Source organism: Frateuria sp. GZRR33 (genome assembly GCF_051900425.1).
Lineage (GTDB): Bacteria > Pseudomonadota > Gammaproteobacteria > Xanthomonadales > Rhodanobacteraceae > Frateuria_A.
On record NZ_JBHZGK010000006.1, the window covers coordinates 158,080 to 178,532 of the forward strand.

Here is a 20,453-nt window from a genome sequence, read left to right on the forward strand (position 1 = left end):
ATGACGTTCTGCCGATCTGCCTTCCTCGCCCTTCTGCTGGCTGCCGCGGTGCAGCCGATGCCGGCGCAGGCCGGAGGGGTGTCCACGCGGCAATTCCTGGCGGCGATGCGCGAGGGCAACGAGCTGGGCCGCTACGGTTATCTGCTGCGGACCCTGCCGGAACTGGATGCGACGACCCGCGGCATGGCCCAGCAGTATTACGCCTTCAGCGAAAACGAGCTCGGTCTCTATGGGGAGGCGGTGCGGGACTTTCCACTGAAGGCCCGGCTGCCCGAGAACATTCCCCTGCCCTCGCCCGCCCAATGGCAGGCCGTGGACGCCGTCGACGCCATCGCCGGCCTGGCCGCGCAGCGGCGTATCGTCATGGTCAACGAGGCGCATCACGACGCGCATACCCGGCTGCTCACCCTCGCGCTGCTGCCGCGGCTGCGCGCGCTGGGCTTCACCCACCTGGCGATCGAGGCGCTGGTCGAGGATGGCAATGCGTTGCGCCAGCGCGGCTACCCGACCGACCACAGCGGCACCGAGTACATGCGCGAACCGGTCTATGGCGAGATCGTGCGCGAGGCGTTGCGGCTGGGTTATGTGCTGGTGCCGTACGAATCGACCACGCCCGGTGGGCAGGAGCGCGAAGCGCAGCAGGCGCGCGCGCTCTACCAGAAGGTACTGGCGGGCAATCCCAGGGCCAAGCTGCTGGTCCACGCGGGCTACGCACACATCGACAAGGCGAGGGGAAGGCTGGGCGACGTGCTGCCGATGGCCGCGCGCATCGAGGCGCTCAGCGGGCTGGACGTGCTCAGCATCGACCAGACCGAACTCCGCGAGGAGGAGCCGTTCAACGAACTGGAAGCCTACCGGGTGGTCAACAACGCGGTACGCACCGGCGATTCGCTGCGCGGCGTGCCCCAGAACGGCCTGACGCCCCACCTGGACACCCGCAACGCCCTGCGCGAGCCTTACCACCAGCTCGTCGAGGCCTTCCACCCGCAGCGGGCGATCGTACTGCGCCACCTGGGGGACGGCCGGTGGTGGAGCGCGCGCCCGCAGGTCTACGACATGAACGTGATCCTGCCCCCGGCCAACCAGCGCGTCAGCTCCTACGTGCGCAACCGGGTCATCCCCCTGACGATCGACGGCAAGGCCGCCATCGCCCTGCCCCCGGCCGCCGACGGCCACCGCCCGGACTGGCTTTCGCTGCACGGCAAGCGCGTGGCCGCAGCGGTCAGTTCGCGGCTGTGCCAGGGCGCGTTCCCCTGTCTGGTGGAAGCCCACTACGCGGATGAACCGGACGACGCGGTAGCTGCCGACCGTTACGTGTTCCTCGAAGGCGGCAGCGACAACACCCTCTGGCTGCGGCCCGGACGCTATCGCCTGCGCAGCATGAATACCGCGGGCAAGGTGCTGACCGAGCGTGCCCTGCAGGTCGACGCGACGCACTGACAGTTGCCGCCGGTTCTCACGAGCTTGACGCAAGCCATTGACTGGATAAGCTCGGGCAAAACACTGCCGAGGTTGCCATGACTGCGTACGGACGTCCTTCCTCCGCCACGCGCCTGCGCCTCGTCCTGCTCGGGACGGCGTTGCTGGCCGGCTGCGCCGGCAGCCCGCACCGGCGCGAGCCCACCTTCAAGGCTTCGCATTCGTCTCTGTCGGACCTGCCCGCGAAGGCGCCCTCGGCGGCCAGCGCCGGCACCGCCAACGACGTGCTGTTCCGGGCCATCGCGCTGGTCGGCACGCCCTACCACTGGGGCGGCAACACGCCCGACAGCGGTTTCGACTGCAGCGGGCTGGTCGACTACATCTATCGCCAGGCAGCGGACATCCTGCTGCCGCACAGCTCGCGCGCCATGTCCGAAATGGACGGCCGCAAGGTCCGTCGCATGACGGAACTCGCCAGCGGCGACCTGGTGTTCTTCGACATCGGCGGCGACATCAGCCACGTCGGCGTGTACGTCGGCAAGGGCCGCTTCGTGCACGCACCCAACAGTGGCGGGACGGTGCGGCTGGATGACATCGACGGGCCGTACTGGCGCGACCACTTCGCTTTCGGGAAGCGGTTGCTGGATTGAGGGTCTGGGGCAAGGCCTCCCCCATCCGCCCTACGGGCACCTTCCCCCCGCAGGCGGGGGAGGATCGACCCGCACGCCTCTGGCTACCAGGCCTTCCACCGTAGGCGATCAACTCGCGAAATGCGGTGACCGAACCTTCACCCGCGGGGGAAGGTGCCGAAGGCGGGGGAAGCCTTGCCTCAGCCCTACCCGCGAAAAAAACGGCGCCGAAGCGCCGTTTTCCTTGCCACCTCAGTGCGCTTCCTGCCCCGGCGGATGCGCGTGGCCGTGCTTGACCTCGTCCTCGGTGGCATCGCGCACTTCCTCGATCGCCACGTCGAAGTGGAGGGTCTTGCCAGCCATGGGATGGTTCAGATCCACGTCGATGGTGCTCATGCCCACCTTGTGCACGGTCACCGCGCGGTGGCCGCCTTCCTTCAGCGCCAGCACCGTGGCCATGCCTGGCTTGAGCTTGTTCGCCTGCTGGAAATACTTCTTCGGCACGCGCTGGATGCGGCCGTCCTCGCGCTCGCCGTAGCCCTCGGCCGGCGCGATGTCCACCGCGAGCGTCTCGCCCGCCTCGTGGCCTTCGAGCGCCTTTTCCAGGCCGGGAATGAGCTGGCCGTGGCCGAGCAGGATCCACAACGGCTCGCCGTTGTCGCGCGAGCTTTCCACCTTGTTGCCGTCCACCGTGAGCGTGTAGTGGAACGCGATGACCTTGTCCTTGCCTGCCTTCATTGCCGTTCTCGTGGGATGCAAAGCGCGGGATTCTATCAGTCCCGCGTGTGCCCGAAGCCCACCCCGCGCGCCTCCGGCCCCAGCCAGGCGAGCAGCGCCAGCACCAGTGCCACCAACGCGATCCAGACCGACATGGCGAAGGCATAGTCGCCGCCGTGCGCCTTGGCGATCCACGCCTGCGCCGTGGCGGTGACCGCCGCCAGCAGGTTGCCGGTCTGGTAGGCGAAGCCCGGCAGCGTGCCGCGCACGTGGCCGGGCGAGAGCTCGTTCAGGTGCGTGGGTACCACGCCCCAGGCGCCCTGCACCATCACCTGGATCAGGAAGGCGCCCACGCCATAGAGCACCAGCGTGCCGCCGTACATCCACAGCGGAATGACCGGGATGGCCAGCAGCGCGGCGATGACGATCGCGCGGCGCCGTCCGATCCGCTCCGACAGCGCGCCGAAGAACAGCCCGCCCACCAGCGCGCCGAGGTTCAACAGCGCCACTAGCACGAACGCGGCGGTCGAGCCGGTCGGCAGATGCAGATTCACCTCCTCGAACGTGTGGTAGAGGTCCTGCGAGCCGTGGCTGAACATGTTGAAGGCGGTCATCAGCAGCATGAGGTACAGCGCCAGCTTCCAGTGGCCGCGCATCGCTTCGCGCAGGCTGCGCCGCGGGGCCTGGCGCTGCTGCTGCCACACCGGCGACTCGGGCACCTTGCGGCGGATGTAGAGCACGAGCAGCGCCGGTGCGGCGCCGACCACGAACAATCCACGCCAGCCGATGTGGTCGATCAACAGCCAGTTGGCCAGTGCGCCGAGGAAGAACCCGCAGGGGTAGCCGCTCTGCAGCAGTCCCGAGACGATGCCGCGCGCCTTGGGCGGAATCGCCTCCATTGCCAGCGAGGCGCCGATGCCCCATTCCCCGCCCATCGCGATGCCGAACAGGAAGCGCAGCACCAGCAGCATGGTCAGCGAGGTGGAGAAGGCGGTGGCCAGCTCGAACAGCGAGAAGAGCACCACGTCCAGCATCAGGATCGGCCGCCGGCCGTAACGGTCGGCCAGTCGCCCGAAGATCAGCGCCCCGAAGGGCCGCGCGGCCAACGTCAGCAGCAGGGCCAGCGTCACGTCGGTCTTGTCCACGCCGAAGTCGTTGGCAATGCCGACGATGACGAACGTCAACAGGAAGTAATCGAAGGCGTCCAGCGTCCAGCCGAGGAAGCTGGCCAGCACCGTGTGGCGCTGGTCATGGTCCAGCTCACGCAACGTGGACACGATAGTCATCCAGCGGCTCCCAGCATCAGACCGTCATCAGGCTAGCACGCGGTCCTGCGAGGGCCGCCGCCCGGATGCTGCGCGGCAGGATGACATGCTCCCCGGGCTGGCGTAGGTTGCCCTGTCGGCACATCGCTCCCTGGGGAGGATCGGCGAGTGCCGACGTGACGGCGGGACGTGGCAGGAGGCTACCGAACGCCCATCCATTTCCTCGGGAGGGAAACACCAATGATGCAAAAACCGCTTGCCGGCGCCCTGCTGGGCGCCCTCGGCCTGGTCGTGGCCGCCGCTGCCCCGGCTGCCACGCCGAACCACATCCATGCACCCGCACTGGGCCACCTGAGCGCCACTGCGCTGAACCAGCGCCTGGGCATGGACCCGCAAGCCTCGCTGGCCCCGGGCCTGCAGCTGCGCACCGCCCACGGCACGATCAAGACCCGTGAGCACCAGATGTTCCGCGGCGTGCCGGTCTATGGCCGCAGCGTGGTGGTCGAGCGCGATGGCGCCGGCAACGTGCGCAGCGTCGACGGCCATCTGTCCAACGGCCTGGGCTTCGACCTGGCGTCGGTCACGCCGCGCATCAGCGGCACCCAGGCGCTGGCCGCGCTGCGCCAGCACGCCGGCTTCCTGCCGTACGGCATCGGCACCCACGCGGTCTCCGACGCCAGCCTGCAGAACGTCAAGCACGAGCTGTACGTCTATGCCGAGGGCAAGAAGGCGCGACTGGTCTACCTGACTTCGTTCTTCGATGACCACAATGGCCGTCCGACCCGCCCGACCGCGATCATCGACGCCAACACCGGTGTGGTGGTCAAGAGCTGGGAAGGGCTGACGACCAAACGGCCGGGCGGCGGCGGTGGCGGCAGCGGCACGCCGGCGTCGGCCAATGGCCCGGGCGGCAACCAGAAGACCGGCCAGTACTTCTACGGCACCGACTATCCGGCCCTGGCGGTCACCCAGTCGGGCAGCACCTGTTCGATGGTCAACACGAACGTGAAGACCAACAACATGAACCAGAGTCGCACCCGCGCGACCCTGTGGACGTTCACCTGTCCGACCAGCAGCGGCGACGGCATCAATGGCGCCTATTCGCCGATCAACGACGCGCACCACTTCGGCGCCGTCGTGCACGACATGTACACCGCATGGTTCGGCGCGCCGCCGCTGAACATGCAGCTGGTGATGAACGTGCATTACAGCCGCAACTACGAGAACGCGTTCTGGAACGGCTCGTCGATGAACTTCGGCGACGGCGCGAGCTACTTCTATCCGCTCACCGCCCTGGACGTGACCAGCCACGAAATCAGCCACGGCTTCACCGAGCAGCACTCCAACCTGCAGTACTCGGGACAGTCCGGCGGCATGAACGAGGCCTTCTCGGACATGGCCGGCGAAGCGGCCGAGTACTACGACCGTGGCGCCAATGACTGGCTGGTCGGTGCCGACATCACCAAGACCGATCCGGCGCTGCGCTGGATGTGCACTCCGAGCAAGGACGGTGGCTCGATCGACAACGCGTCGCAGTACTACAGTGGCCTGGATGTGCACTACTCCAGCGGCGTCTACAACAAGGCGTTCTGCACCCTGGCCAAGACATCGACCTGGAACACGCGCAAGGCGTTCGAGGTGTTCGAGCGCGCCAACGCGATGTACTGGACCGCAACCTCGACCTTCAATTCCGGCGCCTGCGGCGTCGAGAACGCGGCAGACGACTACGGCTACTCGCGCAGCGACGTGGTAGCCGCATTCAACGCGGTGGGCGTGACCTGCCAGTAAGCGATCCACGACGCGGTACCCCGACGAGCCCGGCCCCGTGCCGGGCTCGTTCTTTTTGGGGCCCATGCGTTCCCGCAGGGCTGCTCCGCGACATGTCTCCAATGCGGTCGCGCCCCCGTGCGCGACCGTGCCGCCCCGACCAGCGCGCGCCATGAGGCCGCCGCTGGAACGTCGGCCCCGCATGCATCCCCTGCACACCCGGCGACCTGGCCCTTGCCTATACTGCCCCCCCGTCCGCGGAGCACGACCATGCAACGATCGTCCCGACACGAGGCCCGCCGCCCGTCCATGCTGCCGGAGCACGCGCGTTGACAGTGCGCCCGCGGTATCACCTCGATCGCTCGATGCGCGCCACGCTGTCGGCCCGCTTCACCGGCTTCAACCAGCGCCAATACGTGCGCGGAAAACTGGCCGGGGACCCGGTTTATGGCGCCGTCGCGCGGCTCTTGCAGGAGGCTCCGGCGTTCCCGCTGCTCGACGTCGGTTGCGGCATCGGCCTGCTCGGCCACTACCTGCACGGCTGCGGCGTACTGCGCGGCTACGTCGGCATCGACCATGACGAGCGCAAGATCGCCACTGGCCGGGCGGCCGCAGCGGCGATCGGCGATGCGCTGGACCTTCGCCGCGCGGACGTGGCCGATCTGCCGGACTTCCGTGGACATGTCTGCCTGCTCGATGTCCTGCACTACCTGCCGGCGGCACGCCAGGCTCCGCTGCTCGAACTGCTGGCCGCCCACGTGGCGCCGGGCGCGCAGCTGATGATCCGCAACGTGCTTCGCGCGAAGCACTGGCGCTTCCACGCGACCGTGCTGGAGGAGCATGTGCTGCACGCCACCGGCTGGATGCGCGTGGGCGCCGATCACTACCCGACCGCGCAGGAGGTGACCGGACCGCTCGAGCGCGCCGGCCTGGTCACCACGCTCACGCCGTTATGGGGGCGTACGCCGTTCAACAGCTACCTGGTCGTGGCACGGCGGCCGGCATGATCGCTCGCCTGCGGTGAGCCCCGGGGAACGTCCCGACGCAGCCCTCCCGGTCAAGGGAGGAGCCGGGTAGGGATGGATTCAGGCCGCATGCGCCCGCCGTAGCGCCGATCGGCTATACTGCGCGGACGGCTTCCTGCCGTTGCAGCTTTCAGCTGCCCCCTTCCCCATATCGCAACGCGGTTCTGACTGAACGCTCCGGGTTGCACAGGAGTGTGTTCATGTCTTTTGAATCGCTGGGCCTCGCGCCCGCGTTGCTGCGTGCGCTTGCCGAACAGGGCTATACGCAACCGACCCCGATCCAGGCCGGCGCCATCCCGCTGGTGCTGGAAGGCCACGACCTGCTGGCCGCCGCGCAGACCGGCACCGGCAAGACGGCCGCCTTCGCGCTGCCGCTGCTGCAGCACCTGTCCACCGCCGGCGCCACCCAGACCCGTCGCCCACGCGCGCTGGTGCTGACCCCGACGCGTGAGCTGGCTGCCCAGGTGCACGACAACCTGCGCGACTACGGCAAGCACCTGCGCGTCTCCAGCACCACCATCTTCGGTGGCGTCGGCATGGGCCCGCAGATGCAGGCGCTGCGCCGCGGCGTGGACGTGGTGATCGCCACGCCCGGCCGCCTGATCGATCACATGCAGCAGCGCTCGGTCGATCTCTCCGGCGTCGAGGTGCTGGTGCTGGACGAAGCCGACCGCATGCTGGACATGGGCTTCCTGCCGGCGATCAAGCGCATCCTGCAGGCGCTGCCGAAGCAGCGGCAGACGCTACTGTTCTCGGCCACCTTCGCCGAACCGATCAAGGCGCTGGCGATGCAGTTCATGCGCTCGCCGCGCGAGGTGTCGGTGACCCCGCCCAACACCGTGGCCAATACCGTCAGCCACCACGTGCACCCGGTCGATGCCGCGCGCAAGCGCGACCTGCTGCTGCACCTGCTCTCGCAGGACAGCCGCCGCCAGAGCCTGGTGTTCAGCCGCACCAAGCACGGTGCCGACAAGCTGGTGAAGTTCCTGGACGCCTCCGGCGTGCGCTCCGCGGCGATCCACGGCAACAAGAGCCAGAACGCGCGCACCAAGGCGCTGGGCGATTTCAAGAACGGCCGCATCACCGTGCTGGTTGCCACCGACATCGCCGCGCGCGGCATCGACATCGACCAGTTGCCGATGGTGATCAACCACGACCTGCCGATGGTTGCCGAGGATTACGTGCACCGTATTGGCCGCACTGGCCGCGCCGGTTCCGAAGGCATGGCCGTGTCGCTGGTCAGCCACGACGAGTCGGGCCTGCTGCGTGACATCCGCAAGCTGCTCAAGCAGGACATCGCCATCACCGACGTGCCCGGCTTCGAGCCCTCCGCGCCGCTTCGCCTGGATGCCGGCGCGCCGCGTCCGGTGCAGGGCCAGCGCCAGCCGCGGCCGGCGCGCAACGGGCATGCGGGGCATGGCGGCAATCACGCGCAAAACCGCAATACGGGCAACGCCAGTCGCAACAACCGCCGGCGGCGGCCGGGCGGCGGTACGGCCCGACCGGAAACGCGCGGCTGACCTGGCTGGCGCCTCCGCTCTGGCCGGGAGCAGCCGGTCGTTCAATGAACCCCGGCTCGCCTACAGGCCCAGCGCCTTCGCGTGGTGGCGCAGGTGGTCGTCGATGAAGGTGCTGATGAACCAGTAGCTGTGGTCGTAGCCCGGTTGCCGGCGCAGCAGCAGCGATTGCCCTGCCTCGGCGCAGGCACGCTCGAACAGCTCCGGGCGCAGTTGCTCGGCGAGGAAGCGATCCGCCTCGCCCTGGTCGATCAGGATGGTGCCGGGGAAGGTGTGTCGCTGCACCAGCGCACAGGCGTCGTAGTCGCTCCACGCGGCGCTGTCCTCGCCCAGGTAGCGCGTGAACGCCTTCTGCCCCCACGGCACCCGCGCGGGCGCCACGATCGGGGCAAACGCGGACACGGAGCGGTAGCGTTGCGGATAGGTGAGCGCCAGGGTGAGCGCGCCGTGACCGCCCATGGAATGCCCGCACACGCCCGCGCGTTCGGTATCCAGCGGAAACTGCGCCGCCAGGAGCGCGGGCAGTTCCTCCGCGACGTAGCTGCGCATGCGAAAGCGCGAGGACCATGGCGGCTGCGTGGCATCGAGGTAGAAGCCCGCCCCTTCGCCGAACTCCCAGTCGCCGGTGGCTCCCTCGAAACCGGTATCGCGTGGACTGGTGTCGGGCATCACCAGCGCCAGTCCGAGCTCGGCGGCCAGCCGCTGCGCACCGGCCTTGATCGTCGCGGTCTCTTCCGTGCAGGTCAGGCCGGCCAGGAAGTAGAGCAGCGGGCACGGCTGCCGCGCTGCCTGCGGCGGCAGGAAGAGCGCAAAGCGCATCGGCCCGCCACAGGCAACCGAGGCGTGCCGGTAGAAGCCCTGCATGCCGCCATGGCAGCGCTGCTCGGAGATCGTTTCGATGGTCGCCATGCGCCGCTCCACTATGACAAACGCACGATCATAACCACGGTCCACCCACGCACCGTGTACTTCGCACCGACGGCCCACCGGCCAGCCTGATAGAATGTCGCGCCCGCGCGGCGCACGCCTTTGCTCGCCGCTGCCCAAATCTGAGGTTCCCATGTCATCCCCCGTTCCAGGTCCCACGCCGGCCGATCACGACCCGGTGCCGGCCGGTTTCGCCGCGCTCGCGCTGCGCCCCGAAGTGCAGCAGGCGCTCGCCGATGTCGGCTACGAGTCGCCCTCCCCCATCCAGGCCGCCACCATCCCGACGCTGCTCGAGGGCCGCGACGTGCTCGGCCAGGCGCAGACCGGCACCGGCAAGACCGCTGCGTTCGCGCTGCCGATCCTTTCGCGCATCGAGGCGAAGCCCGGCAAGCCGCAGGCGCTGGTGCTGGCGCCCACGCGCGAATTGGCCATCCAGGTGGCCGAGGCGTTCCAGCGCTATGCGGCCCACATTCCCGGCTTCCAGGTCCTGCCGATCTACGGCGGCCAGAGCTACGGCCCGCAATTGCACGCGCTGCGTCGCGGCGTGCACGTCGTGGTCGGCACCCCCGGCCGCGTGATCGACCACCTGGACAAGGGCACGCTGGATCTGTCCGGCCTCAAGTACCTGGTGCTCGACGAGGCCGACGAGATGCTGCGCATGGGCTTCATCGACGACGTCGAGAAGGTGCTCCAGGCCACGCCGCCGCAACGCCAGGTAGCGCTGTTCTCGGCGACCATGCCGGCGCCGATCCGCAAGATCGCCCAGGCGCACCTGAAGGATCCGGTCGAGGTCACCATCAAGGCCAAGACCACCACCGCGGCGAACATCCGCCAGCGCTACTGGTTCGTCAGCGGCATGCACAAACTCGATGCGCTGACCCGCATCCTGGAGGCCGAACCGTTCGACGCGATGATCATCTTCGCGCGCACCAAGCAGGCGACCGAGGAGCTGGCCGAGAAGCTCACCGCGCGCGGCCTGGCCGCCGCGGCGATCAACGGCGACATTGCCCAGGCGCAGCGCGAGCGGGTGATCCAGCAGCTCAAGGAGGGCAAGCTGGACATCCTGGTCGCCACCGACGTGGCCGCGCGCGGTCTGGACGTCGAGCGCATCAGCCACGTCTTCAACTACGACATTCCCTACGACACCGAAAGCTACGTCCATCGCATCGGCCGCACCGGCCGCGCGGGGCGCAGCGGCGAGGCGATCCTGTTCGTCACGCCGCGCGAGAAGGGCATGCTGCGCGCGATCGAACGGGCCACCCGCCAGCCGATCGAAGAGATGAAGCTGCCCACGGTCGAGGCGGTCAACGACGTGCGCATCGCGCGTTTCAAGCAGCGCATCACCGATACGCTCGCACAGGACGACCTGGGCCAGTTCCAGCAGTTGATCGAGCAGTACGAGCAGGAACACAACATTCCCGCGCTGGAGATCGCTGCGGCGTTGGCACGCATCGCCCAGGGCGATCGCCCGCTCCTGCTCACCCCGCCGCCGAAACGCGAGTACGAGCGCCGCGAGACCACGCCGCGCGAGCGTGACGGCGAGCGCCCGGAACGTCACGAACGCAAGCCGCGCGAGGCGCGCGAGCCGCGTGGCTTCGACGCCCGCCCGCCCCGTCCGCACAATGCGCCGGAGCCGGGCAAGCGCACCTACCGCATCGAGGTCGGCCACGAGCATGGCGTCAAGCCCGGCAACATCGTCGGCGCGATCGCCAACGAGGCCGGGCTGGAAAGCCAGTTCATCGGCCGCGTGAGCATCCGCGGCGACTACAGCCTGATCGACCTGCCCGAGGGCATGCCCACGGAGGTGTTCGACCACCTCAAGAAGGTTTGGGTAAGCCAGCAGCAGTTGCGCATCAGCGAGTGGGACGGGACCGAGGAGCCCGCCGGCGCCACGCCGCCGCGCCGGCCACGGCCGGGTGGGTTCAAGCCGCGCCAGGGTGGCAAGCCGCCACGGCGGAAGTAGATCGCCACGCGGGTCGCGCCTGCCCGCGTCGTTGCCCACGTCGCCCTGCGGCGGCCTGCGCTCGGGGCTAGCGGCAGCTGAGCGTGGGCTTGATTGCCAAGCCCTCGAACCCGTTCATGCCGCGCGGGGATGCGCAGCAAGCGAAGTCGAACCCATGGCCGGGCGCCCGTCCTAGCCCAGGCGCTCCTGCAGACAGGCCAGCACCTGGTCGGCCAGTTGCTCTGCACGTTGCCCTTCGGTGCGCAGGTGCAGCTCCGGCGCAACCGGCCGCTCATACGGCGAATCGATGCCCGTGAAGTTGCTGATCCGACCGGCACGCGCCTTGGCGTAGAGGCCCTTGGGATCCCGCTGCTCGCAGTCGGCCAGCGGCGTGTCCACGAACACCTCGACGAACTCGCCCTCGCCGAAGCGCCCGCGCGCGAACTCGCGCTCGCCGGCGAAGGGCGAAATCACGCACACCAGCACCACCAACCCGGCATCGACCATCAGGTGCGCCACCTCGGCCACGCGGCGCACGTTCTCGACCCGGGACTCGGCAGTGAAACCCAGGTCGACATTCAGTCCGTGGCGAAGGTTGTCGCCGTCCAGCAGGTAGGTGTGGAAGCCCTGCGCGGCCAGCTTGCGTTCGACCAGGTTGGCGATGGTCGACTTGCCCGCGCCGGACAGTCCGGTGAACCACACGCAGACCGGCTGCTGGCCCTTGGCCAGCGCGCGCGAGGCCTTGTCCACGTCGGTATGCTGCCAATGGATGTTGGAAGCCCGCTGCAGCGCAAAGTCCAGCATCCCGCAGGCCATGGTGGCGTTGCTCTGGCGATCGATCAGCACGAAGCCGCCGAGCGTGCGGTTGTCGGCGTAGCGTTCGAACGCGACCGGACGATCGAGGTCGATGTTGCAGTAGCCGACTTCGTTGAGTTCCAGCCGTCGTGCCGCGAGGGGCGCCTGCGTGTTGACGTCGATCTTGTGCTTGATCGCGGTAACCCGTGCGTTGACGATCGTGGTACCCAGCCGCAGCAGGTAGCTGCGATGGGGCAGCAACGGCGCGTCGCCGAACCAGATCAGGTGGCAGCCGAACTGGTCGGCCACCGGTGCCGGGTCCGCCGCCGACGCGATGACGTCGCCACGGCTGACGTCGAGCTCGCGATCCAGGCAGATCGTGACCGCCTGTCCGTCACCCGCCTCGGAAAGATCGGACGACGGCCCGACGATGCGCTCGACTCGCGCGCGCTGGCCGCCGGGCTGCACCAGTACCTCCTCGCCCACCGCCACGCGTCCGCCGCGCACCGTGCCGGCGTAGCCGCGGAAATGCTGGTCCGGACGATTGACCCACTGCACAGGCAGGTGGAACCGGGGCGACGGCGCCACTTCGGCATCCAGTGTCTCGAGCAGTTCCAGCAGGCTGGGGCCCTGGTACCAGGGCATGCGCGTCGAACGCAGTCCCACGTTGTCGCCATCCGGGGCCACCACCGGCAACGCGTTGACCGATTCGATGCCCATCGAGGTGGCCAGCGCATGGTAGGGCTCGGCGATGGCGGCATAGACGCCCGCATCCAGGCCGACCAGATCCATCTTGTTCACGGCCAGCACGACGCGACGGATACCGAGCAACGCACAGATGTAGGTGTGCCGGCGCGTTTGTGCCAACAGCCCCTTGCGCGCGTCGACCAGCACCACCGCCAGGTCCACCTGCGAGGCGCCGGTGGCCATGTTGCGCGTGTACTGCTCGTGCCCCGGACAGTCGCCGACGACGAAGCTGCGCCTTGCCGTGTGGAAATAGCGCCAGGCAACGTCGATGGTGATGCCTTGCTCGCGCTCGGCGTCCAGTCCGTCGGTGACCAGCGCAAAATCCAGCGCCTCGCCGCCGCGCTTGCGGCTGTCGCGGCGCAGCGCGTCGAGCTGGTCGTCGGCGAGCATGCCGGCGTCGTAGAGCAGCCGGCCCAACAGCGTGCTCTTGCCGTCGTCCACGCTGCCGCAGGTAATGAAACGAAGCATGCCGGCGGCCATCAGAAATAGCCCTCCTGCTTCTTTTTCTCCATCGAGCTGGCGCCGTCGTGGTCGATGATCCGGCCCTGGCGCTCGGAGCTGCGCGAAGCGCGCATTTCCTCGATGATCGCGTCCAGCGAATCGGCGCTCGACTCGATCGCACCGGTGAGCGGATAACAGCCCAGCGTGCGGAAGCGTACGCGGCGCTGCTCGACGTTCTCGCCTTCGCGAAGGACGAACCGTTCGTCATCGACCATGATCAGCGCACCGTCGCGCTCGACGACCGGCCGTTCCCCGGCGAAGTACAGCGGCACGACGTCGATCCGTTCGCGGCGGATGTATTCCCATACGTCCAGTTCGGTCCAGTTGGACAGCGGGAACACGCGCACGCTCTCACCCTGGCGGATCTGCGTGTTCCAGGTGTGCCAGAGCTCGGGGCGCTGCTGCTTGGGGTCCCAGCGGTGCTGCGCGCTGCGGAAGGAGAAGATGCGCTCCTTCGCGCGTGACTTCTCCTCGTCGCGCCGCGCGCCGCCGATCGCCGCATCGAACCGGTGCTGGTCCAGCGCTTGCCGGAGCGCCTGGGTCTTCATGACGTCGGTATGCACTGCCGCGCCGTGGGTCAGCGGCGAGATGCCCTGGCGCACGCCGTCCTGGTTGATGTGCACCAGCATCCGCACATCGCCCTGCGCCGCCACTCGGTCGCGGAAGGCGATCATCTCGCGGAATTTCCAGGTGGTATCCACGTGCAGCAGCGGCACCGGCGGCGGCGCCGGCCGACTGGCCTTGCGCAGCAGGTGCAGCAGTACGGTGGAATCCTTGCCGATGGAGTAAAGCATCACCGGGCGGCGGAAACAGGCGAACACTTCACGGAGGATCTGGATGCTTTCCGCTTCCAGATCGTCGAGGTGGGAAAGGCGCTGCATCAGACCGACATATCCTGGCCCGCGAGGCACGGGCGACGTGCCCAAATTAGCAGACTCACGCCAGCCTGCGTGATCGGCCCGCGCCGGGGAAACCACGCTGGAAGACGTACCATGGCCGCTTCGCCCAGCTAGGAACCATCATGCCCGCATCCTGGCCCCGCCCCGAGCCACCAACCGACATGGCCACCCGCGTCGCGGGCCTGTCGGCGGAACAGCGCCAGCAGCTGGAGGGCGCGGCGCGGGCCATCCGCGACGGGGCCCTGGCGCCGGCGCAGCAGATGCTCGACGCCGTGCTGGCGCGTGCGCCGGGCCATCCCGAGGTCCTGCGCCTGCTCGGCATCCTGCACACCCGCGCCCGCCATTACGACGCCGCGCGCGAGGTGCTCGGCGATGCCCTGGGGCAGTGGCCAGACGATCCGCTGGCGCTTACCGACCTGGGCAACGCCGAGCAGGCGGCCGGCGACGTCGAGGCGGCACTCGCGCGCTGGCGGCAGGTGTGCGCGCTGGCGCCGGACTACCCGATGGGCTGGTTCAACCTGGGGCGCAACCTGCAGGTGCTCGGCGACACCGGGCCCGCGGTCGAGGCCCTGGAACACGCCTGCTCGCTCGAACCGGCCCTGCTCCCTGCCCACATACTGCTCGGCGATGCGCTCGTGCACCTGGGTCGGTTCGACGAAGCCGACCGTCGCTACCGCGCGGCCCTCGCGTTGCATCCGGCCTGCGGAGACGCCTGGCGCGGACTCGCCAACATGAAGACCCGGCCGCTCCCGGATGAGGACCGGAGCCAGCTCGTCGCCCTGCTCAAACGTACCGACCTGGCCGAACCCGATCGCATCGGCATGGGTTTCGCACTCGGCAAGGCCAGCGAGGACCACGGCCACTACGACGAAGCCTTCGCCGCCCTGAGCGACGCCAACGCGCGCCAGCGCCGGCTGGCTCCCTGGCAGGCCGGGGGCTTCCATGTGTTTGTCGAATCGGTCCTCGCCGCCGGTGCAAAGCTGCCGGCGCCGGTCGAGCCGGCGCTGGGCGAAGAGGCGATCTTCATCGTCGGCCTGCCGCGCTCGGGTTCCACGCTTTTCGAGCAGATCCTCGCCGCCCATCCGATGGTGGAGGGCGCCAGCGAGTTGCCCGACCTGGGCGAGGTGCTGGTGGAGGAGTCGACCCGCCGTGGCCAGCCGTTCCCGCGCTGGGTGCCGTCGGCCACCGCACAGGACTGGCAGCGCATGGGCCGGCGCTACCTCGAGCGCACCGCGCGCTGGCGCCGGCAGTGCCCGCGCTTCACCGACAAGCTGCCGGAGAATTGGCTGTATGCCGGCGTGCTTGGCGCGATGCTGCCTGGGGCGCGCATCGTCGACGTGCGACGCGACGCGCTGGAAGCCGGCTGGTCCTGCTTCAAGCAGCAGTTCTACCGGCTCCCCCACTTCGCATGCACGCTGAGCGACATCGCGGCCTACGTGCGCGATTACGAGGCGGCAATGGACCGATGGCAGAGCGCTGCGCCCGCGCGCATCCGCACCCAGCGCTATGAAGCACTGCTGGCCGACGCCGAGGGCGAAATCCGTGCCCTGCTCGCCTTCTGCGGCCTGCCCTTCGATGCCGCCTGCCTGGACTTCCACCAGGCCATGCGCGCGATCCGCACGCCCAGTGCCGCGCAGGTGCGCCAGCCGCTCAGCCGTGACACTGCCAGGGCCGGGCGCTACGGTCGCCTGCTCGACCCGCTGCGGTTCGGCCTGGGCCGGCCATTGGCGTAGGCAGTGCTTGAGGGCAGGGCTTTTGCCCCGATCATCCATGGGACGCCACCGTGAGCGGGCTCCTTAAGGTTCCTGGACCATGACCACCCTGCCCAGCCTCTACATCTCCCACGGCTCGCCGATGACGGCGCTGCAGCCTGGTCCCGTGCGTGATCGCCTGGCCGAACTCGCCGCCGACCTGCCGCGCCCACAGGCCATCGTGATCGCCACTGCGCACTGGCTCAGCCCCGCGCCGCAGGTGGGCGGCGCAGCACAGCCGGACACGGTGCACGATTTCTTCGGCTTTCCCGCAGAGCTCTATCAGATCCGTTACCCCGCACCCGGCGCACCGGCGCTGGCCGAGCGTGTCCTGGCGCTGCTCACGCAGTCGGGCCTGGACGCAGCACTCGATCCGCAACACGGCCTGGACCACGGCGCCTGGGTGCCGCTGCGCCTGCTCTATCCCGAAGCCGACATCCCCGTCGTGCCCATCTCGGTCCAGCCCGGCCGCGATCCGTCCCATCACCTTGCAGTGGGTCGCGCGCTGGCTTCGTTGCGCGAGGAAGGCGTGCTGGTGATCGGTTCGGGCAGCATCACCCACAACCTGGGCGACCTGCGCATGGGCTACGGCGCGGAGCGCGAGGCGCCCTACGTGCGCCCGTTCATCGCCTGGGTGGAAGAGCGCCTGGCCGCGGGCGACGTCGACGCGCTGCTCGACTACCGCCGCCAGGCGCCCTTCGCCCAACGCGCCCACCCGACCGACGAACACCTGCTGCCGCTGTTCGTGGCGCTCGGCGCCGCCGGCGCGCAACCGCGCGCCCAGCGCATCGAGGCCGGCATCGATTACGGCATCCTGGCGATGGACATCTACCGCTTCGGTTGAGGGACTCCCTCACAGTGCCGACCATCAGCGGAGGATCGAGCAGCAGTAGGTGCAGGTGCCCGGCGTCGCGAAGGTCACCGCGCAGGTTTCGCGGTTGTCCTGCGCAGCGACGTCAACGTGCCGACTCCCCCAACGAGTCGAGCGCGCAGGAACGCGCTCCGTCGCCGGGTCGGACCTAACGAGGCGCAGCTTCGCCAGTTCGTGCGTGCGTTCCGCGAGGGCGCACCGCTGCGCTCAGGTCTCAGGCGCTCTGCGGCAACGGCGGCGCGCTGTCGTTCGAGGGGTCGAGCCAGTCTTCGGGCGTCAGCGGGCGCAGGCCGTGGGCGATGCGGCCCTTGTCGCACTGCAGGCTGTGCCGGCCGAACTCCCACGACGGCTCGACCTCGCGGCAGACCGAGGGCTTGATCGGATGGATGCCGCAGTAGGCCGCCTCGCCGATCGTCCCCTGCAGCGCCACGCAGCGCGGCTGCCTGGACTGCGTTCCACGCATCACCACGCGGTGAGGGTCGAGTTTCTCGGTCATGTCCACCGGCACCGTTCCGCCCAGGAAGGGATCGGTTTCGGACCAGTGGAAGGCGATGCGGAAAAAGGCGCAGCAGGCGCCGCAGCTCAGGCAGGGATGGGCCATGGGACGTACGCAAGGCGCACCCCCTGGCGCGCAGCGGGCGGATTCTAGGGCGTGGCGGGGGTGCCGCGGAAGATGGGATGCGGCACCTCAGATATCCCCGGAGAACGTGTCGCAACTGGACGCCTGCCCGCTCTCCAGGCCCGTCTTGAACCACTTCACCCGCTGCGCGGAGGTGCCATGGGTGAACGAATCGGGCACCACGGTGCCCTGGGTTTCGCGCTGCAGCGTGTCGTCGCCGATCTTGCTGGCGGCGTTCAGCGCTTCCTCCACGTCACCGGCCTCCAGCCACTGCAGGCGCTGCTCGCTGCGGTTGGCCCAGACGCCGGCGAAGCAGTCGGCCTGCAGTTCCTGGCGCACCGAAAGGCCGTTGGCGCCCTCCATCGGCGCGCCCCGCTCCCGCGCCTGTTGCACCTGATCGAACACGCCCAGAAGTTTCTGCACGTGGTGACCCACCTCGTGCGCGATCACGTACGCCCGCGCGAAGTCGCCGGCCGCGCCGAAGCGGTCCTGCAGCTCCCGGAAGAAGGACAGGTCGAGATAGACCTTCTGGTCACCCGGGCAATAGAACGGCCCCACCGCTGTGGAGGCCAGGCCGCAGGCGGTGCGCACGCCGCCGCTGAACAGGTCGAGCGTCGGGTCGACGTACTGGCGCCCGTTGGCGGCGAAGATGTCGCCCCAGGTCTTCTCCGTGGAACCCAGGATCGCGCTGACGAAGTCGCGTTGCTGCGGGTCGACCTGGGCCGGTTCGCTCACCTGCGACGTCGTCGGGCCAGCCTGCCCGCCCTGGTCGAGCAGCGCGGTCGGGTCCTTGAAGAACACCCAGCCCAGGATGGCCAGCACAATCAGGCCACCGATGCCCATCCCGCGACCACCACCGAAGCCGAACCCGCCGCCGCCACCGCGACCGCTGTCGATCTCCACGTTCCGGCTGCGCTCGCCCTTCTGCCAGTCCATGCCGTCCGCCTCGCCATGCGCCGCAGCGCGGTGCGGCCAGCATAAGCAGCCGCGCGTCTCCCGCGCGTGGAGGTTGCCGCTACAGTAGGCCACCGTTCAACTGCCCGACCTCCATGAAAGAACACCTGCCCGCCCTGGTCACCCTGCTCGCCGTCCTGTTGATGTTCGGCACCGCCTTCGCGGTCGGCCGCGCCCGCGGCCGCTATCAGATCCACGCACCGGCGACCAGCGGCCATCCGGCATTCGAGCGGGCCTTCCGCGTGCAGATGAACACGCTCGAGGCAGCGCTGCTGTTCCTTCCCACGCTGTGGCTGGCCACCCACTACGGCTTCGCGTTCTGGGCGGGCATAGCCGGGCTGGTCTGGCTTGCCGCGCGGACGTGGTACGCCGTGGCCTACCTCCGGGAAGCCGCCCGGCGCGGCGGCGGCTTCGTGCTCGGCATGGCCGCCTGGGCGGCCACGTTGCTCATGGCAGTGACCGGCGTGGGCCGCGCGATGCTGGCCGGCTGAACCCGCCGGGATTGCGCGACGCCGACCCACGCCGCTAGCGTGGGCGATCGGGCCGCGCACGTCCGCCCCTCCCACGCAGGTTGCTTCCGGCTGATGCCCTCCCGTCCGCTCCACCCCACGCTGCACGACGCGCGGCTGCCGCACCTGGGCAGCGCGATCGGCATGATCGTTCTCTATTTCGCACTGCAATTCCTGGCCAGCGGCCTGGTCGGGATCGGACTGGGCTTTGCCCTGGGCGTGTCCGGTGCCCCGGCGTCCGGCATGGCCGCCCGGATCAAGGCGGTGCTGGCCCAGCCGGATACCAACGCGCTGATGGTGATCCTGACCCTGCTGCTGGCTGCCAGCGTGACCATCGTGCTGGTGCGCCGGCTGTGGCCGGCGGCATGGTCGCACGGCGCACCGCCCGGCCTGGGCCTGACCCGGCCCGGTCGCCCCCTTTTCTACCTCGCCGCGGTGTTGCTCGGCCTGGCCCTGCCGATCGCCGGCGGCTGGTTGACCCGCTGGATGGCGCACGGCCACCAGGTGACCCAGGACGTCAAGCAGATCGGCGGCGCCGCTTCGCTGGCGCTGCGCCTGCCGCTGGCCCTGGTCGTCGTCACCCTGGGACCGCTGGTCGAGGAACTGCTTTTCCGCGGCGCTCTGCTATCGGCGCTGCTGCGACGCATGCACGCCGGCTGGGCGATCGCCATCAGCTCCCTGTTGTTCGCTTGCGTGCACCTGCCAGACCTGGGCTTCCTCTGGTACGCAGTGCCCAACCTCGCGCTTCTCGCGGCGGCGCTGGCCTGGCTGCGGCTGCGATCGGGCTCGCTGTGGCCGGCGGTGGTCGCCCACGGCGTGAACAACCTGTTGGCGGTGGTCGCCTGGTTCGTGACGTCCTCGGGCCTCCACTGACGCATCGGCGATCCCTGTCCCCGCTGTAGGCGATCGTCCATTGCGGCTTTGTCGCGGCATGGCCTAGATTCGATCCTCCCCTCTACCGCATCGAGCAGGACGCCCGATCATGCGAAACGCCCGCCTTGCCTCCCGCGCCTTGCTGATCCTTCTCGCATCGACAGGATGTCTATCCGCCATGGCATTTCCTTCCGATACCTCGACCAGACATCCAGCGACGAATCAGTTTCCGCTGAAGTTCAAGCGGCATGATTTTCGCGCGTATTGTTACAACACGATCGGGTGTGAGGTGATCTACGCCGACAACAACTTCACCCGGCGTTACTACGGTGACAAGGTCGCGCCGCCGCCGCGCTCTGCTGATTACCGGAACACCTGGGGGCTCGCGAGTTACATCGGAATACCCAACTTCCCGCCGCCTGCAGAAGTGAAGTGGAAATCGCTGGATGGCGCCGCTCACGAGGCTTCAGTTGATATCGGCGCTATTTTCAAGGACGAACTGATTCGCTATTCGGTCCCGAACGACCAGATCGTCGAGGGCTTGTATCCGGGCCCTGGTCCTGCAGGCGAACCCAGCATCTTCCTGGAAGTGAACGATCGGACCATCAACGTTTTCATGAAGGCATTCATACCTACCAAGAAAGAACAGGAACCCGGCAACAAGTACAGCAATTTCCGGGAAGACCTGATCCTTGCTTGGACCCGCACCTACTGACAGTAACCGGA

At 68.7% G+C, this 20,453-nt stretch carries 18 protein-coding genes; 11 read left to right on the forward strand and 7 right to left on the reverse strand.

Translation table 11 applies throughout. The features are described 5' to 3' along the window. Complete coding sequence (locus tag ACFWZU_RS09725) at positions 1–1,440, forward strand: hypothetical protein (protein WP_439701308.1); 1,440 nt, start codon at positions 1–3, stop codon at positions 1,438–1,440. A gap of 77 nt (positions 1,441–1,517) precedes the next feature. Next, on the forward strand, positions 1,518–2,069 hold the full coding sequence (locus ACFWZU_RS09730) for a C40 family peptidase (RefSeq protein WP_439701309.1): 552 nt from the start codon (positions 1,518–1,520) through the stop codon (positions 2,067–2,069). Positions 2,070–2,300: 231 nt separating this feature from the next. On the opposite strand, the gene ACFWZU_RS09735 is transcribed toward ACFWZU_RS09730, so the two are convergent. Continuing rightward, entirely contained in the window at positions 2,301–2,786 is a 486-nt protein-coding gene (locus ACFWZU_RS09735) for an FKBP-type peptidyl-prolyl cis-trans isomerase (RefSeq protein ID WP_439701310.1), read from the reverse strand. A 35-nt stretch (positions 2,787–2,821) separates the two neighbouring features. Next, positions 2,822–4,051, reverse strand: a complete 1,230-nt coding sequence (locus tag ACFWZU_RS09740) for an MFS transporter (protein ID WP_439701311.1) — start codon at positions 4,049–4,051, stop codon at positions 2,822–2,824. Between the two features lie 219 nt (positions 4,052–4,270). On the opposite strand from ACFWZU_RS09740, the gene ACFWZU_RS09745 reads away from it, so the two are divergent. The 3 genes from ACFWZU_RS09745 (at position 4,271) to ACFWZU_RS09755 (ending at position 8,342) form a co-directional block, all read left to right on the forward strand. Next, a complete protein-coding gene (locus ACFWZU_RS09745; protein WP_439701312.1) occupies positions 4,271–5,818 on the forward strand; it encodes a M4 family metallopeptidase in 1,548 nt (515 codons plus the stop codon). Positions 5,819–6,162: 344 nt separating this feature from the next. Beyond that, a complete protein-coding gene (locus ACFWZU_RS09750; protein ID WP_439701313.1) occupies positions 6,163–6,804 on the forward strand; it encodes a class I SAM-dependent methyltransferase in 642 nt (213 codons plus the stop codon). Positions 6,805–7,022: 218 nt separating this feature from the next. Next, a complete protein-coding gene (locus ACFWZU_RS09755) occupies positions 7,023–8,342 on the forward strand; it encodes a DEAD/DEAH box helicase (RefSeq protein WP_439701314.1) in 1,320 nt (439 codons plus the stop codon). Positions 8,343–8,402: 60 nt separating this feature from the next. Here the strand turns inward: ACFWZU_RS09755 and fghA are convergent, their stop codons facing one another. Next, positions 8,403–9,248 (reverse strand): S-formylglutathione hydrolase, encoded by an 846-nt coding sequence (gene fghA / locus ACFWZU_RS09760; protein ID WP_439701315.1) that lies wholly within the window; start codon positions 9,246–9,248, stop codon positions 8,403–8,405. A gap of 151 nt (positions 9,249–9,399) precedes the next feature. Between fghA and ACFWZU_RS09765 the strand changes: the two genes are divergently transcribed. After that, positions 9,400–11,229: a DEAD/DEAH box helicase gene (locus tag ACFWZU_RS09765; protein ID WP_439701316.1), complete on the forward strand. Its 1,830-nt coding sequence runs from the start codon at positions 9,400–9,402 to the stop codon at positions 11,227–11,229. A gap of 171 nt (positions 11,230–11,400) precedes the next feature. Here the strand turns inward: ACFWZU_RS09765 and cysC are convergent, their stop codons facing one another. Continuing rightward, entirely contained in the window at positions 11,401–13,218 is a 1,818-nt protein-coding gene (gene cysC / locus ACFWZU_RS09770; RefSeq protein ID WP_439701317.1) for an adenylyl-sulfate kinase, read from the reverse strand. A gap of 11 nt (positions 13,219–13,229) precedes the next feature. Further along, positions 13,230–14,132: a sulfate adenylyltransferase subunit CysD gene (cysD, locus tag ACFWZU_RS09775; protein ID WP_439701318.1), complete on the reverse strand. Its 903-nt coding sequence runs from the start codon at positions 14,130–14,132 to the stop codon at positions 13,230–13,232. Positions 14,133–14,311: 179 nt separating this feature from the next. Here cysD and ACFWZU_RS09780 point away from each other — a divergent pair, with 179 nt between their 5' ends. Further along, on the forward strand, positions 14,312–15,883 hold the full coding sequence (locus ACFWZU_RS09780) for a sulfotransferase (RefSeq protein ID WP_439701319.1): 1,572 nt from the start codon (positions 14,312–14,314) through the stop codon (positions 15,881–15,883). Between the two features lie 79 nt (positions 15,884–15,962). Beyond that, complete coding sequence (locus ACFWZU_RS09785) at positions 15,963–16,745, forward strand: dioxygenase family protein (RefSeq protein WP_439701320.1); 783 nt, start codon at positions 15,963–15,965, stop codon at positions 16,743–16,745. A 241-nt stretch (positions 16,746–16,986) separates the two neighbouring features. Here the strand turns inward: ACFWZU_RS09785 and ACFWZU_RS09790 are convergent, their stop codons facing one another. Both ACFWZU_RS09790 and ypfJ read right to left on the reverse strand, forming a co-directional pair. Next, positions 16,987–17,373: a YkgJ family cysteine cluster protein gene (locus ACFWZU_RS09790; RefSeq protein ID WP_439701321.1), complete on the reverse strand. Its 387-nt coding sequence runs from the start codon at positions 17,371–17,373 to the stop codon at positions 16,987–16,989. A gap of 87 nt (positions 17,374–17,460) precedes the next feature. Then, positions 17,461–18,327: a KPN_02809 family neutral zinc metallopeptidase gene (gene ypfJ / locus ACFWZU_RS09795; RefSeq protein ID WP_439701322.1), complete on the reverse strand. Its 867-nt coding sequence runs from the start codon at positions 18,325–18,327 to the stop codon at positions 17,461–17,463. Between the two features lie 113 nt (positions 18,328–18,440). On the opposite strand from ypfJ, the gene ACFWZU_RS09800 reads away from it, so the two are divergent. The 3 genes from ACFWZU_RS09800 (at position 18,441) to ACFWZU_RS09810 (ending at position 20,442) form a co-directional block, all read left to right on the forward strand. Next, a complete protein-coding gene (locus ACFWZU_RS09800; protein WP_439701323.1) occupies positions 18,441–18,836 on the forward strand; it encodes an MAPEG family protein in 396 nt (131 codons plus the stop codon). Between the two features lie 93 nt (positions 18,837–18,929). Beyond that, positions 18,930–19,727 carry a lysostaphin resistance A-like protein gene (locus ACFWZU_RS09805; protein ID WP_439701324.1) on the forward strand — a complete coding sequence of 266 codons (798 nt, stop codon included), beginning with the start codon at positions 18,930–18,932 and terminating at the stop codon, positions 19,725–19,727. A 109-nt stretch (positions 19,728–19,836) separates the two neighbouring features. Next, positions 19,837–20,442, forward strand: coding sequence for a hypothetical protein (locus ACFWZU_RS09810; protein WP_439701325.1), 606 nt, complete (start codon positions 19,837–19,839; stop codon positions 20,440–20,442). Positions 20,443–20,453: the final 11 nt, after the last annotated feature.